The following is a 15,829-nucleotide window of genomic DNA, read 5'->3' on the forward strand; positions in this document are numbered from 1 at the left end:
TTCCCAAGAATAAAGAGAGTTATTTTTATAGTCCCTACTGAAGCTTGTTGATCAAGATATTTATTTCATGCCTTTAGAAGTTAGTAAGTTGGTGTCAGGCCCGGGGCAAGTTAAAGCCACCGCCTGTAAAAGCGGTGGTTTTATATTACTCTCTTGGCGGAAATGGGTCATTACCGAAGGAATCTTTATCTCTTATCTGACCGTTAGGGCGATGAATTACAAGTTCTAATTCTTGATTACGGGCTATGCTTCTCGCGATATCAATAGCCTCAGACTGTCTATCTGTCTTTATTGTTGCTTTTGTATTTCCAGCACCCTTAACTTGCCAACACCATCCGAAAGTCGCGAGGGATATGCTTTTAAGGGAGTAAGATCACACTTAATCTTACTCCCTTGTAAGAGCTTCGTAACGGTCAGATGACGAGTTCAATAATACTACAAACAATAATAGCAAATTAAAGCGTAAAACTAAATGACTACTTAAACATTAGAAGTTGGCTCGGATCGACGTCAAGGGCTTTAGCGATTCTGTAAATAGCAATAATAGATAAACCATAGACTGATGTACTTTCAAGATGGCTAATGGTGGTATAACTCAATTCCGATTTTTCGGCAAGCTCACTCTGACTGAGGCCTCGCTGCTTCCGAAGAAATTGAATTTTAAAACCTATATTCTTCAAAAATTGATTCTCTTCCTTGGTATATGACTTGCTGCTGATAGGGGGCATATGATTCCTCCATTAGATACAACAATATTTTATCTAATTCTACCCAAAATGGAATTGCAAGAATACGCAGTATTAAGATATAATATTGTTGTTATACCGCAATATCGAATTCATTATTGTCCAGAAATAGTAGAGGAAGGAGTATTACATTGTTAAACATTTGTATATGTGACGACAAGCTTATCCAGCGTAAATATCTGATGATGCTAATTCAAGAATATGAAACTGAAAATGACGTCAGATTCAAACTTTATCAATTTGATAGCGGAGAAACACTTATTGAAAGTTCAACGAGGATAAGGAATTTTTTGATCTTTTCTTCCTTGATAACTATATGAAAGGAATGACCGGACTGGAGACGGCTTTACATATTCGGCGCGACAATACTACCTGCCATATTATTTTTGCATCGGCTTCCGATGAGGCTAATGCTTTTATGACCGCTTCTCCACTTCAAATACTTTCTAAGCCTGTTCAAAAAAAAGATGTTAAGTTCATATTGAATAAAGTATTAGCTTGGAAAGCCGGCGATAGTTACAAATCATGAGTTCTTAAGATATATGTAAGCATTAAGGCGCCAGCGCATTTCCTGTATATCATGTCGTGATAAAGACCACAAAATAAACCTGACCCCTTGAGTTGCCACTGGTAGGCAAGTGATTACTTGCATCTTAATTTTGAGTAAACGCATGTTAATAATTGTCTATTATCATGGATTTGCGTATAATAACATAAGAGGTGAATCGCTTTGAAAACGAGTGTTATAAAGGGTAAAAGAAATCATAAAAGAGTAATCTCCAGTGTCAGAGCTTCAATGGCGATGGAAGGATTGCAACCAAGTTTACATGCTCAAGCACTTGGCAAACTGTACCTTGAAGATAAAATTACCGGCAGAGAAGCAATTGCGAGGATAAAGGAAAAACACTCTGCTAAATTTGGGCTATAAAATGGGTAACGGCTTTTCAACTTATGACCCTTTAGAAAATCGGCAGTCAATCTATTCAGGGAATTCCTATGGCAGTTGGCTTTTGAAAGAGGTTATATTATTAATTAGTCCTTAATTACAAGTGAGCCTTGTAGAGGCGATGATTACTGCGGTTAATAAAAGTATTGAACCATTAATAAGTGTATCTTTGAATACATAGAACACAAGTAACTGAAAAAAGCAATTAAGACGCACCTAGGGCTAGGTGCGTCTTAATTCGGCGGAACTTGTCGTTCCGTGCAGGTTCCTGGACCCAACGCGGAACGACAAAAAGGCTACTCCAATATATTCCGCCGAGTACGGATGTTCTCTAGCTAGTAGTCCTGGGCTTGTTTTCCAATTGGATGGAGTCAACCTCTAGGCACATTGGCAAAAACTCCCTTTTCCTCCCATCATCGGAAAAAGAAGTCTTAATCTCTCCGACACTTTCAGTCGAATAGGGATTTTTCCGCTCAACATATTATCAGTCTCCTTGAAGCTGTTAATAAAGCCGGATGATCGAGTTAGCGCATCTTTTTTCGTTGCCTACCGGCGTCGTATAGTAACGCTGTTCTATTCCATAAAGCAGTTTTTTCAGTTCGTCATCCGATTTTATTTTAAAGGCATTATTCTGGTATTCCAAGTCTGGACAATAATCTCGGATATAGTCCATTACTGTGCCTTTTTGTTCTACCTCAAAGTTATTCAATGTATCTAGTGCCATTGCAATTCGATGCCTGTTCGCCTTTCCGACTTTGGCTACAGAAAATTCTTCGTCTAGCTGAACAAACTCACTTAGTAAAAAATCGGCTGTCTCAACTTCCGTTGCTTCTCTATACAGCACGTCCATTCCTTTGAAAATACAGGAAATTTTGGGCAACCGTTTAAAATATAAAATATCCTGGTCTCTTATGTAAATCGCATCTGCAATAGAATTGATTACTATTGTTTTGCAGTTTTCTTCATATCGAAATGCGTCTCCTAAATACAGCCGCTTTTTACTGAGTAGTTGGGCTTTGGTTACATTCTGAAAATAGTATTCATTTTCGTTTTGATATGAGCATAAAAAATCAAGCTTGTCCACATCTATGGTATTAAGCACATCATATTCAGCTGAATTAAAAGGGGTCTTTAAAAAATCCAAACAGAATGCTTTTGTCGAAAATTGAGCAATTCCAAACCATGAATCTTCATCAAGGTTATGATCAGGGCTATACTGAACATAGGATACAAAGTCATCAGGTAACTCGTATAAAGACACATCAGAAAGCAACTTTTTGTATTTTGGGACATTGCCTCTTAGCCTTAATTTTGCTATCAGATGATTCATTCTATTTGCCACCCCTATCAATATATGTGAAATTATTAATTCGCTTTAATTTCGAAAAACTGAGTCCCTGAGTGCTGCGAATACGTTTTTTGCTTATAAGAAATATTTTAACATTGTTTTCTGTCGTAATGTAGTAAAATTGATACCCCCATAATAGAAATAAGGGGTTGAAATATAGCGTTTGGGAAAAATAGGTAAATACGAACAGAATAGCGAAAGTAAATATCAACGTTTCGCAGTACGGAACACTAAGGGCAACAAAAAAATACCCCAAATAGCTGGGCAGAAAAGCATTGTTTGCTTGTTCTAAGTCTCTAATATCGCCTTCAATATTGTCATTGCTCAAAAAACGAGTGAATATTAAGCTAATTCCCGTTAACAGGACTGGCATACAAATGAAAATAATATAAGATATCCATCTAGGATAGCCGGATAATAAACCAATTTTCACCTGAGCTTTAATTAGAAAGACTACAATAATTAATGATGTAGAATTCATAGTTAAAAATAGCTGATATAGAACATTTAACACACAAGATGTACCTCCCTTCAATGCTAGATATTTTTAAACATTCAATTTGCTGCACCAATAGCTATAGAGCACCTTTTTGCTTCTTTTTCACTGGATTGTACAACGAAAAATATGTTATAGCCGCTGGGCTTTAAAGCATACCCTGAACCCATAATATTTTGTAGTAAAGCAGTATAATTTCATCATAAAGCCTCTGAGTTTCAGTTAACCATGCTATGGTTCATCTAAGTGATCCAGTTATTCTTTAGGGCATACACTAATTCCCTAAACTTTTTATACAATCATTTAAATCTTTTTCAAACTCATATATACTCTGATAGCGTCGTCCTCTCTTATCCATAGCTTTCATAACAACACTCTGACACATAACTGGAACGTAAAATCTCTTTTTAGGTAGTTTGCTACTTAATAAATAGTACAGTAAGGCTCCCAGGGAGTAAATATCAGATAGATGAGTGGAGTCCGCTAAATTATTTAGCTGTTCGGGATCAGTAAAATCTTCTTGTCCATAGCTCTTTTTGGATAAGCTAGTCCTAAATGACACTGATTCAGGATCTTTTGCCAATCCAAAATCGGCTATTTTTACTTTCAAACCATGTTTAGTTTCATATAACAAAATGTTATTTGGCGCTAAATCTCGATGATATTTATCTTTCTCATGTAAGTACTTAATACCTGATACAATCTGATCAAAAATTTTAATACGTTGATCTACTGAAGCATCATGATTATCTTTTATCCATTTTTCCAGAGAAAAGCTTGCTAATGGCATAGTAAACCAAAAAGGTGTACCTTCCAGCTGAATCTTCTCAACCTCTACAATGTTTTTGTGCCGTAACTCTTTAGTTAGCAATCTAACCTCTCTCTTAAACCGAAGTATATATTCATCCCCATCATTTCCATAAACCTGTTTAAAGTAACTTCTCGGAAAAAGCACTTTACAAGCTACAATTGTATTTGATTCAGGATCAAATACTCTATAAACTCTGGCAAAAGAACCACTTCCGATTTCTTTTAAGACGATCAGCTCAAACTGCTGTTTTATCTGTCCTATCTTTAGGATCTCTTTTTTCAGAACATTAATGGAGTATTTTAAATCGTTTAAGATTGACAGCTGGACTTCTTTGGAGCTAACCTCAACAAGCCTTTCCGTACAATCATTATATACCTGCAAAAAAGTATATAAGGCGCTTTCCGTGGAATCTCCGACAACTTCACCAATTCGTTGGAGACAGCAATTCATTTCATTTATGTAAAACAATATTGAATCTTGCTGAATTTCGGACTCTATAAGTTTAACAACTAATTTTTGCAATTCCTCTACTGGTGAAATTAGTATTAAGGGTGCATGCAAAGTATTATTTATATCTGGAAGAAACACCGAGTTAAGCTCATCCAAGGTTATGCCTGCTGAAAGAGCAATTTCATTCTTGTAATTATTTAATAATCCTGGCTGACTCCAGATTTGATTTGATAAATAACGTAAAGGTAATTTGCTTCCCTTTTCTTTTAAATTGACATAGTAAGCAACCGAAAGAACTATTGACTTATATTTTTTAAATGACGTGCAATCCGCTATCACAGCACCTGATTGATCTTTTATTTCTGCATCTTCAATCCATTGTAATAAATAATCTTTCATCGGGCTTCCGCTATCACTTAGCAAGTTTATTACTGAATCTTTTATCCTCATGAGCTCTAAGTTGTAATCTGGACCTCTCTCGATTAGACATTCCATAGCCCTAGGATCAAGTTGTATTATTTTAGGCAGCCAATCAACCGTTTTTCGAGGCTTTTGATTTTTGAAGGTGATTTGAATAACACCATCTAATAATAGAATTTCTAAAGAGTCATTTAAATCTAACCATGTAAATCGTTGAAGTACTTGATTAACAAAAGGCTTATACTGTTTTGGACCTTTTAAAAGTAATTTAAGGACAAATTCCATGATCACTTTTTTACCATGCGGTTTATTTAAAGTAACCTCTACCCCACTATACTTCCGTCCGCTCGCTAACATTTCAGTTGGGAAACGATACTCATTCTTATATAGTTTACTTACTTCTATGCCGATATGATGTTCATCAATCTTTAAAATGTACTCCGGAACCATCTTTGATCATCACCCCTATTGATACCTTCTTCGCTTATTGCAGGTTTCTTCTAGCACGCTTTTTTAATATAAGTTGGTTGGCAAATTCTTTTCCAGGCTCACAGGCGCTACAAGTAAAGGCATGATCGATCCAATCAATGCTTTTTAAAGACTCGCCTTGTTGATGGGTGATAAAATACTGGATATCCGTAACTTGCAGAAGTTGCCCAATTTCATTGCCCCGATCGTCGTCCACCCGGGCCTTTGGCTCATCTAAAAACATGATGGGTGTTGTTTTTCCGTTATTGTTTTCACTTAAAGCTGCGAGCAAAATCATTAAACTGGTACTGGCCTTTTGCCCTGAACTAAGGTGTGGACCGTCAACTGCAACTGGTTCTTTTCCATCATAGCCAATAAAGAGATGAATTTCCCAGGTTTCCGGTTCTGGAGTGACTTCGACCAACTTTCCTTTGGCCGAAGCCTTGAGTAGGTCTGCAAAGCTTTCAAATTCTGTAATATAATCTTTCATGATTTCTTTAATATGACCGCGGAATTGAAATAGCAAATCATCACAGGTCCTTTCAAGATCCGAACGGTCTTCTTTTAATGTGCGTAGGTTCTTGGCTAGAAATTCTACTTGTCCTTCCTGCGCTTCGACCAAGCGGACGACTTCCTCATTGACAGAGGAATCATAAAGCTTTTCTTTGTCCAGGAGTAAAACATTCAACTCATTGCCCATTTGCTTGGAAGTAAGCAAATTCCCTTGTGGGTCCATAAAGGCGCTACCTTGTACATCATAAGCGATAAAGGCGATGTCATCGTCACTGAGTCCCAGCGCTTTCACTTCCGCCAAGGTTCGCTCTACAGAGAAAACGTGGGAATCAAGTTTATTCTGCAACTCCTTATACCGTCTGGAAAGATCTGCTGCCTTTTGTACGGCCTGATTTTTATTTTCAGTAAATTTTATTTTTTCTTCGCTGGCAACCAGCTCTTTTCTCCGGATTTCTTCTTTTTCCTTTTTTGCCTCAGTCCTTTTCACCGCAGTTTCTTCTATCAAAATTGAAAGTTTTTCTACTCCATCCTGCAACAGACTATACGTTTGTTGCATCTCCGGCAGCTTAGCCAATAACTCTTGGTTTTTGATAGCCTCCTTTACTTCGTCTAATTCGGCTTGGGCATTACGGACACTGTCCTGCAGTTCTCGAACAATGCTTTCTTTTTTCGGCAGCAATTCTTTTGCTCGCTTTTTCTCTTCTTCAATAGCTAATTTACCGCAGCATAGAGTATGGTATTTCATATGAATCGCGCCATCATTATCTTGAAGCAGGCCTTCCAGCGTAATACTTTCAATCCCGCGCGCTTGAAGGGCGTGGCCTTCTTCGACCGTTTCCACAAGATAGACGTGGTTCAATCGGTCCAGATACCCCTCCACCTTTCCCTGGTAGGTGATATTGATAGCCGAGCGAATGCTGGAATAGGGGATATCTTTTCTTTGAGGAAGTTCTTTTCCACTCTTGGGCAACGATACACGAGCCCCATATCTAGCCTTTTCCTGTATTTTTTTGGCAGGAAGGTAGTTGTCCGGTTCCACAATGATCCGGTATCGGTTGTTGCCGATATAGGCCTCGATAGCCTCTTGCCATTTTCTCATATCCGGTTTCACACTGATGGCATCGGCGAGCATAATAAAAGGAATTTGATTCACCTCAAGAATTGGTCTGAACTTTTTCGCTTCTTCTTTATAAGGCAGGAGGTTCCTTTCCAAATCGGAGAGCTTTTGTTTGATTTGGGTAAGTTCCGCTTGCCCCTGAGAATAATCCAGCCTCTTTTTCTCCAGACCCTCTGTGAGAATATCTTTTAGTTTGTCCAAATCATCCATGTTTTGCGATTCAATTTGTTTAAGCCTATTAATTTGCTGACCAAGCTTCTCAACTTCAGGTTCCTGCCGTGTTTTATCGTTTGTATATCGGATAATATCATTATTCGCTTGCTCTTCCAGCGCATCCAGACGGTTATATTCGTCTTCCAATCGGTCAATCTCTGCTTGTTTGGCGGTAATTTTTACAGTTAGCTTATTAACTTTATCCGACTCAGCTTTTCCCATTTCTTCAACTTCGATTAATCCTTCTTCTATTGACCTCAGCGTCTCCTGAGATTCAAAATATTCAAGCTTTTTAAGTCTTAGTCTCGTTCCATTAACTTCCTTTTCCGCAGCTTGATAAAGACGGAATTTTTGTGCTTTTTGTTTAGTTTCTTCAAAACGAGATTGAGCTTGCTTCATTTCTTCTTCTGCTCGCTCAATGGATACTTCCTGTTCACTTAGCCTCTGTTTACTGTTATCGTAACGTTTCTTATAATCCTTTGTGCCTTTCAGATCAAAGATTAAATGAAAAATTGCGTGTGGAGATGCGTTCACCACTTCTCGTATTGTATCAGGGCTCATTGCCATCAGATTACGAAATTCTTTTGTAATCCCCAGGCATTGCTCCAAATCTTCGAGATATTTTCCCACAGTCAACGCCACTTCACTGTAGGCTTTGGTATTAAAATGAAGATCCTTCAGATCATGAAATTCTCCATCGAATAAATAATAATCTCTGGCCCATGAACCTTGCTCATTTTTATAGATCCTACAACAAGCGGTAACCTCGTCTTTAAATTTTCGGGCCGCTTCAAAAGGACGCACCCCATTCACCGGCAAGTTATGAAAAGCTACTCTTACTACAGCCCAGTTACTTTTTTTATGAACATAAAACGAAAATGTCCTTTTGCTTTCAAAATGGCTGGCACCCAGCATCAGGCGAAGTCCATCCCAAATTGTTGTTTTCCCGTGACCGGATGGGCCAATAAAGGCATTGACCTTTTCATGAACTTTATACGGACCATTCGTGCTAGGCAGGTATCCCCAGAATACAGTTGAGAAGTCTTTAATCATTCCAGCTCATCCTCACCGTCAGCTATTTCTTCTTCAATTTTTTCAATAGAGTTCAGGCTTGCAGTCAGACCTTGGATGACATAATCGCATATATCCATCAGCATATCACTATTCAACATATACATGGCCGGCCCGACAGTTATTTTTGATTTACCTTTTTCTAAGAGAATATAGTGGTGTTTTTTTAGAGGCGTCAACAAGGTTTCAATCGTTTTGCGCGAGCTCTGTTTACCTTGCTGAAATTTCGCTCCATAGTTGTAAACAAGCTCATCCACGGTCAGACTCAGTTCATTTTCTGGGTCGACATGACGAAGCTCCTTCGGAAGGACGAGCTTCGTATATATGATGGTTAAGAGGGCCATATGCCTCCTGTCTATCCCTTTAACTCGTTTCAGAAAATAATCGAATGAAGCAGAATCATACTCTTTTTTCAAACGTATAACATACCATTCGGTTCCAGGAGGATTGAGCAACTCGTAGCCCATTAGGGAAAGATAGGTCTGGACATCACGAAACAGCTTAAGATCCCTTTCAATTGGTCCAATTTCCTTTTTAGAGATCCAGCCATAATGAAACATAGAACATATTTTTTGCGCTTCAGGATTAATGGTGGATTCATTAATTTGATCCATTCTTACTTCTCCTCAAATTGCACTCTGTTACAATTTCAACGGGACCTTCGGCTAACTTCTTATAGGAGTCGTTTACTTCGAGTTCGAATATTTCTTTTCCCGTAGTTTCCGGTTCTTTGTTGCTTCTTAATTCTCCGGTCAATTTGATCAGTTGCCCAGTCTTATACATAGCCAAGCCGAAACCATCGATATCTTTAAAGAGAAGTTCATCCATGGGGGCTTGATCTTTCAATTTCATTTTTAACACAATTTCCTGATAAAAGAGTTCCATAGGATTTTGCATCCGATCAATGATCATTTCTTCTTCAATGATATCCACAGGTTCTGGAGGAGGCGTAGCGATGATCTCTTCTTTTTCGTGTTCGAAAAACGCCCGCGTCCTGCTTTCAATAATTTCCTCTCTGAGTTGGAATACTTGCTTGGGTGCTGAAAAGTTTTTTTCAGCAAAGTTTGCCAGAATTTCCTTAGGCGCGTCATGTAGGGCGGCTTCTATCATTTCAGGGGAAATAAATTCACCTAATCCTTTTTGACTTTCTCTCTGAAATTGAATAGCCATTGATAGGATTTGGGTTGTTAAATCCAAAATACTGCTTGTTACGTCAAAAAATTCATCGTATCTTACTCTGGTAAAAATCTTTCGATTGCTGTTAAGCGTTTTTTGCGTATCTTTAATCACTTTAATAATTCCTTGGGTCTGCTTGCCGATCTCTAAAATTTCCCGCCGTGATTTCTTTTGAATCACACGCTCCAGATAGTCTTTCCATACTGACAACTCTCGAAATCCCATTTTTTTAAGAGACTCAGTATGCTCTTCATCCATATTAAATTCATCAGCGAACTCCGCTAGCATAACGGTGGTTTTAATCTGCTCTTCTATAGAAAGGTTTTCCTTGGCAAAGGATAAAAACATAGAGGACAAAAAGGATCTTACTTTCCCAGGGACTTCATAATCAAATCCGTCGAATACGATCCAACCTTTGTCCTGAAGTTCTCTGATTACTCTATCCCGGGACCTCTTGCTCATATAACTTAAGTATTCTTGGGCTTCCTCAATGGAAAACCGTCCTGCTTCACCGGCTAAAGTTTTGGCACCTGCCAGAATAAGAATGATTAATTGAGTGTTTCTTATTTTGAAAATATCAAATAGCTTAAGGTGCTTTTCAATACTTTTGATCATAACGATATCTTTATGCGCTAAATCGTAATCGCTTTTTCCCTCTACCCCCTTTCGATTGTTAGAATTAATAAAATTGATTCTCCCGGCAGAACCAGCACTGTGTTCGTTATTAAGAGTATCTTCCAAAGAAACACCTCCTTGTAAGATTAGTAGAAGGTTAAGGTTAAAACCAACCCGAATAGTCTATGATAACTTATTCTTTAATGTTTAGATGAATTGATTGCCACGCTGCATCTATAATTTCGTGCCAAAGATCTAAAAATAACACCCTTATTCTCATCTGACTCCTTACCCAATGAGTTCTTCCAGCTTAATAGATAACACGTCTCCAATTACCTCCGCAATATAATTCCTTAGGATTTCAAGATCGCTAAATTGTCCAAGATATACGCCATTCCTTTGCGCCAGTGATACTGCTTAAGCGCGCTGCGGGACTTATTGTCTTTGCTTCTTGCCAAGAAATCAAGCACAACCTAACTGTAAAAAGACCTGTATCTGGCCCTAGGGGCACCGTATTAATCCCCGACAAAAGGTCTTCACCAAGATTAGGATCTAAACTTAAAGCACTTAAATGGTCTACTCTTGAATTGCTTCGGAATTTGTATCTGTCCAAGCTGATAAATTCATGAATGCCACTCCAAGCATGTAGGAATCCAACTCCCCAAATAATAAGCAATTTTGTTAATACAGTTGCTCTCCTTTGCCAAAGAAGAACTGGTATTACAAATCGGCGGAACATGTCGTTCCGCGTAGGTTCCTGGACCCGATGCGGAACGACAAAAAATGACTGCCGGTAAGTATGTTCCGCCGAGTAATGACGATGCTTAATCACAAACCGTGCCATTCTTTCCCTCGCCCCAGTTAACACGGATACTAGGCAACCAACTGGGCTTTTCCTCATGCAACCCACCCCGAGTTACCCTCGATGCAATTTCGGATGGAAATATCCTTACTACTAGGACATCAGACCTGTGTCTGCACTAATTTTCAAGAAGAAGCTGCTTAATACTACTTGCAAGGAGATGATTAGCAAATGCAATCCAATAAAACTTGTCCCCTTGTTGAACAGTACCTAGGGTATCTTGTCGTTATAAAAGGCAGATCAGAAAACACGGTTAAGGAATATCGTACCGATTTACTTATGTTTTCAGCTTTGTAATGGCATCCCGAAACAAGCCTATAGCAAAATCTTTGTAGAGGTTGACTTGGAATTCATAAAAAAAAACGATAACTCTTAACGATATGTTTACAACAATGCATATTGTCAAACTGAACTACACGCTTTGAGCCTAGCACTAGAGCAAGAAAAACCGTATCTATCTGACAATTTTGGAAGTATCTCAAAACAAAGGCTCATCTTATTAATAACAATATTGCTGATAAATGACAACCCCAAAACTCCCTAAAAGAATACCAAAATATTTAAGTCTAGAAGATCAGTTAGGCTTCTAATTCAATGCGAGGAGTCTCCAGCGATCATTCGTGAATGGAATCGAGAGGCTGCGTTTAATAAGGTCTTACTTATTCAAATGTCCTATTAAGGCTATCCAAGAGAAGACTGGATTTGTCATCAATATATTTAAGTTGTTCATTGTTGCGCGTTCGTTTTGTTTTATATCAGGTTGTCATTAGTCAATTTTCGTTCCAACCCATTCATAAAACTCCTTTGAAAGTTCGTCTTCACCGATAGTTATCATTTCACCTTGCTGTGAAATTTGAGGAAACAAAGAAATATAGGTGACGTCTTCATAGTTTTTAATATCAACAGAGTCTCTTCCGGAATAAACACATATAACTTTGTCAACAGCCTGTCTGCCTGTTTTACTTTTAGGGTCCCGATACTTAATCCTATAATAAGAATCAAGTTGTTCCATGTCCTTTGTGTTGTAACGTTCCGAGTATATCCCAGAAAAGTTTTTGTGTTTAGCATCAATAACCAACATACCAAGAAACTTTTCTTCTGCAGGTTGAATATCATAAAGTTCTATTCTGATATCTGGCGCGTTTCTATTCATTGTATAAAATAGCTTATTAAAATTCTCTGCATCGTGTCTATTTCTCGGAAGTTCTTCATTAAAGGTAATTTCAATTCGATGAGTCTCATTTGTCAACGAAAAGCCCTGACCATTTGGAATGCCCTGAAAGATGGTTTTTTCAAAATCCCCATAAAACTCATCTGCAGGGCTGTAGCCAACTCCTGTTAATAACTCTATGATTTTAAACACTACGTAGTATTCATATACTTGCCATGTTGGCTTAACTATGGGTGAACGTTTTCTTGTTTCCGCATTCGCCCTAGAATCAAACTTAGAGTTTTTATAAAGCTGATAGAACCTTTTTAACGATCGGTCATTGAACTTATAATCCTGTCTTCGAGGGATTAAACGAATCTGGCTAAATTCAGGTTCATTTAATAGTTTCGAAAAGCGGTTTTTTATTAAGCACAACGAATCAAGCCATTCATTGTATATAGAAAGATGCAACTCTAACTCTTTTATCTTCTTTTTATTAACTATGGATTTGTTGCTTAGATAATATGAGTAAACCGTGGATGCATTATAAGGCAACGACCGATACTTATCATATGCCCAGATACTATCTAAGTTTAATTTAACGATCGCATCATCAGTATCTGCGGCTTCCTTATTCACCATATCTAACACTGATTCAATATTACTAATCCAGTTTGTGATTATGTGTTTTAGAGCAGCACATAATTCCAAATCAATTTGCAACAAATGTTTCTTACTATAATGAGTTAGCTCGCCTTTTCTATCAAAGGGTTTCATTATACCAAGTTTAATCACCTTTGAATCAATTCGCTGGGCCGTATGACCATTAAGGTACTTTTTCTCAAGATGGTATAACTTATCAGATTTGATTCCTTCAACTAAACTAAGTATTTCATGATTATGCTCGACATGAAATCGTGCATAATCATGATGCCACTTGTTAAACTGAAACCGTGGGTTGTTATGACCTCGTTTTCTCTCTAATAAATCGTAGCACATGCCTCGATAGGTTTCTTCGAGATAATCATGTATCATACCAACTTGAGTTTCATCTAAGTGGATCGGACATATTTTAATAAGATTAGTGTAGCAAGACTCGTTGCAGAAGAGCCTAACGGTTGAATACCCCAATCTAAATGGAAAACCACCATTATGAGAGTACAAGTTTTGAGGTTCCCCGACATGAATCGTAATAACCTCACGGGAATCCTGAACCTCTACTTCAAGAAATGAAGAAGTTTCCTTAAACCCCTCGTCAGACAAAAGACTAATATCGAGCGAATACTCTTCTAATATGGTAATTTTTCCGTTATCGCCATAGAGCTCAGGACTAAATGAAGAAACATGATGCTCCTTCTGGCCTACTTTGATGGTTAGAGACAATGGTAGAATTTCGCCATTACATTGTATAGCCATGAATTACCAGCTCTTTCGCCTTTTGTTTTAAGAAATTAACCGATTGTTCAAAGTTCTCAAAGACCTTTTCCTTGTCGTCATCATAAGCTTCAAGAAGTTGCATTATCTTGCTATTTACTACCCTATCTGTATCTAGGTTATATTCCCCTAAAAGTTCGATTAACATTTCTTTGTGGCCTTTAAGCTTTGTAAAAACCCTTTGCCGTAATTGCAAATCAAATGCAGAACGTCGAGCTATTAGAAGTTTACCATTTTCGTCATATGGTATGTTTGCAATATAACTACCAATAGCTTTGCATACCCTAAAACTAACTCCATTTTGTGCATCAATTTTACTTAGCTCTGTATGGATTTCATCTAATAGTGTCAATTCTTTATCGTTCATGCTTTGAAGTAGAGTTAATTCTTGCGCGGCCTTTCTCCAACTGCGAAAGATGTCTGCAGATATAGCATCATATGGCGGCACGCTAACTTCTTCTTCATTGACATTTTTAGCATTTAAAAATGATTGTTTAGTCAAATAAATAACATTGGCCCTATCGAGCAGTCGATTGCTAAATTCTTTGGTTGTCTCGTCAAAATTAGCCGTTCCGATCAGAATAACATTTTTCCCAAGTTTGATTGACTTTCGATATTCTTCGTTTAAGCAATATTGTCGTTCACTAACCAATTTTAATTCTCGGTGATTTTCACTTAACTCAAGAAGTGATATAAACGGACTAAACCAATATTCAACCTGACTTAAGTTCATTTCATCAAAGATAACCATATAAAGTCGGTCTGGGTTTTGGCTTGCATTATATAAAAACCTCGCCAGTCCGCTTTCACTTTCTACATAAGCCCCTGTTAAAGGGTTGAGGTATCCAAGAAGGTCTGAAGGTTCCGAATAAGAAGGGCTAATAGGTATAAAAAGTAAGTCCTCCCCATTTTTTAAACCTAAAGCCTTTGCATACTCTAACGCAAGTTGCGTTTTCCCAGTTCCGCTCATTCCTCCCAAAATTGTCAAGGAATTTGTTTTTACGGCTGTATGAAAATTATAGAGATCTTTCTCTTCATAGTATAAATTACTTTCGTTTACACAATTCTTCAAGGATTGCAGAAACTCATATTCTGTAACCTGGCCTGCAGGTGTCTGTGGCTCGGGTGAAGCTTCTTGCGTTTGAATTGAATTTATAAAATTCATATTTGTGTGATTGTTCTTTAATTCCTCTGTGTAAGAGACACCCTCATTGTTAAATAATGTTCTTAATTCTTCTGCGTAATTATGCGGGATAAAATACAGCCCTTGCCAGCTGCATCGGCTTGTTTCCTTAAATTCTGGCGGTAGCAATACCTTCTTTATCTGTGAGGGGTCTACAGGGGTAAAAGTGTTAATGTTTCTCGGATTGGCGGTTAAAGCATTCGAAGGCACATGATAAAGTACATCTTCACAAACAATGAATTCAGGACATGGCATCATTCCGTTATAGTGTATAAATTGAACTTGGGTCTTTTTCTCGAGAATCGACTCAAATCGTCTGCGGTCAATATGAGATACAACACTAGGAACGGTTACGTAGGAATCTGCCTCAGGTTTTTCATCTGAAATATGAACCATCTCAAAATTATAGAAATATCGTTCCCTAGAATCATTTGGGTCTCTAATTGGCCGAAGAACCGGAATGGCTAAAATAAGTCTATTCGCAAGATTTTCCTTCAAGAACGATAGATAATTCTCTGGTTGATGAGGAAGACCAATACTATTAAGAACTTTTAAATTTCTTTCCACAAATGAAACAAATGACTGAGATGAAACTTGGTTAAACTTTACAATCGGCTCGGGCAATGTTGACACGGGCTCAAGATATATTACAATGCCACCCAAATTTTTATGATATCCGATCGGAGTCCTGTCTACAGATAACGGGAAATTCCCGTTACCTGAACCACCTGGAGCTTTAAATAATATATAGTTTCGTTTAATCCAATCTATATCCCCCATATTTAAGGTTTCATTCTCTAACCATCCCAT

14 protein-coding genes are annotated in these 15,829 nt (G+C 37.8%); 3 read left to right on the forward strand and 11 right to left on the reverse strand.

All coding sequences use genetic code 11. From position 1 onward, the window contains the following. Positions 1 to 145: 145 nt before the first annotated feature. On the reverse strand, positions 146 to 355 hold the full coding sequence (locus DESMER_RS23185) for a DUF2188 domain-containing protein (protein WP_083856549.1): 210 nt from the start codon (positions 353 to 355) through the stop codon (positions 146 to 148). A 121-nt stretch (positions 356 to 476) separates the two neighbouring features. Continuing rightward, on the reverse strand, positions 477 to 728 hold the full coding sequence (locus DESMER_RS16325) for a helix-turn-helix domain-containing protein (RefSeq protein WP_014904169.1): 252 nt from the start codon (positions 726 to 728) through the stop codon (positions 477 to 479). A gap of 343 nt (positions 729 to 1,071) precedes the next feature. Between DESMER_RS16325 and DESMER_RS24865 the strand changes: the two genes are divergently transcribed. Together DESMER_RS24865 and DESMER_RS16335 are read left to right on the forward strand one after the other, a co-directional pair. Then, positions 1,072 to 1,275: a hypothetical protein gene (locus tag DESMER_RS24865; RefSeq protein WP_345787945.1), complete on the forward strand. Its 204-nt coding sequence runs from the start codon at positions 1,072 to 1,074 to the stop codon at positions 1,273 to 1,275. A 201-nt stretch (positions 1,276 to 1,476) separates the two neighbouring features. After that, positions 1,477 to 1,674, forward strand: a complete 198-nt coding sequence (locus DESMER_RS16335; RefSeq protein WP_014904170.1) for an antitoxin VbhA family protein — start codon at positions 1,477 to 1,479, stop codon at positions 1,672 to 1,674. 520 nt (positions 1,675 to 2,194) lie between these two features. Here DESMER_RS16335 and DESMER_RS16340 read toward each other — a convergent pair. The 7 genes from DESMER_RS16340 to DESMER_RS16370 form a co-directional block, all read right to left on the reverse strand. Further along, positions 2,195 to 3,022 (reverse strand): hypothetical protein, encoded by an 828-nt coding sequence (locus tag DESMER_RS16340; protein ID WP_014904171.1) that lies wholly within the window; start codon positions 3,020 to 3,022, stop codon positions 2,195 to 2,197. Position 3,023: 1 nt separating this feature from the next. Then, positions 3,024 to 3,554: a hypothetical protein gene (locus DESMER_RS16345; protein ID WP_014904172.1), complete on the reverse strand. Its 531-nt coding sequence runs from the start codon at positions 3,552 to 3,554 to the stop codon at positions 3,024 to 3,026. Positions 3,555 to 3,810: 256 nt separating this feature from the next. Continuing rightward, positions 3,811 to 5,667, reverse strand: a complete 1,857-nt coding sequence (locus DESMER_RS16350) for a serine/threonine-protein kinase (protein WP_014904173.1) — start codon at positions 5,665 to 5,667, stop codon at positions 3,811 to 3,813. A 34-nt stretch (positions 5,668 to 5,701) separates the two neighbouring features. Then, positions 5,702 to 8,581 carry a coiled-coil domain-containing protein gene (locus tag DESMER_RS16355; RefSeq protein ID WP_014904174.1) on the reverse strand — a complete coding sequence of 960 codons (2,880 nt, stop codon included), beginning with the start codon at positions 8,579 to 8,581 and terminating at the stop codon, positions 5,702 to 5,704. After that, positions 8,578 to 9,213, reverse strand: a complete 636-nt coding sequence (locus DESMER_RS16360) for a hypothetical protein (RefSeq protein WP_014904175.1) — start codon at positions 9,211 to 9,213, stop codon at positions 8,578 to 8,580. Before DESMER_RS16360 ends, DESMER_RS16355 begins: the two co-directional genes overlap by 4 nt. Continuing rightward, a complete protein-coding gene (locus DESMER_RS16365) occupies positions 9,200 to 10,516 on the reverse strand; it encodes a hypothetical protein (RefSeq protein WP_014904176.1) in 1,317 nt (438 codons plus the stop codon). The genes DESMER_RS16360 and DESMER_RS16365 overlap by 14 nt, the downstream gene beginning before the upstream one ends. Before the next feature lie 244 nt (positions 10,517 to 10,760). Further along, positions 10,761 to 11,291: a hypothetical protein gene (locus DESMER_RS16370; protein ID WP_014904177.1), complete on the reverse strand. Its 531-nt coding sequence runs from the start codon at positions 11,289 to 11,291 to the stop codon at positions 10,761 to 10,763. 132 nt (positions 11,292 to 11,423) lie between these two features. On the opposite strand from DESMER_RS16370, the gene DESMER_RS24530 reads away from it, so the two are divergent. Further along, positions 11,424 to 11,549 carry a site-specific integrase gene (locus DESMER_RS24530; RefSeq protein WP_242830999.1) on the forward strand — a complete coding sequence of 42 codons (126 nt, stop codon included), beginning with the start codon at positions 11,424 to 11,426 and terminating at the stop codon, positions 11,547 to 11,549. A gap of 469 nt (positions 11,550 to 12,018) precedes the next feature. Here DESMER_RS24530 and DESMER_RS16380 read toward each other — a convergent pair whose 3' ends face one another. After that, complete coding sequence (locus DESMER_RS16380) at positions 12,019 to 13,818, reverse strand: hypothetical protein (protein ID WP_014904178.1); 1,800 nt, start codon at positions 13,816 to 13,818, stop codon at positions 12,019 to 12,021. Then, positions 13,802 to 15,829 (reverse strand): McrB family protein, encoded by a 2,028-nt coding sequence (locus DESMER_RS22650; protein WP_014904179.1) that lies wholly within the window; start codon positions 15,827 to 15,829, stop codon positions 13,802 to 13,804. The genes DESMER_RS16380 and DESMER_RS22650 overlap by 17 nt, the downstream gene beginning before the upstream one ends.

The sequence above is a fragment of the Desulfosporosinus meridiei DSM 13257 genome (genome assembly GCF_000231385.2).
Taxonomy (GTDB): domain Bacteria; phylum Bacillota; class Desulfitobacteriia; order Desulfitobacteriales; family Desulfitobacteriaceae; genus Desulfosporosinus; species Desulfosporosinus meridiei.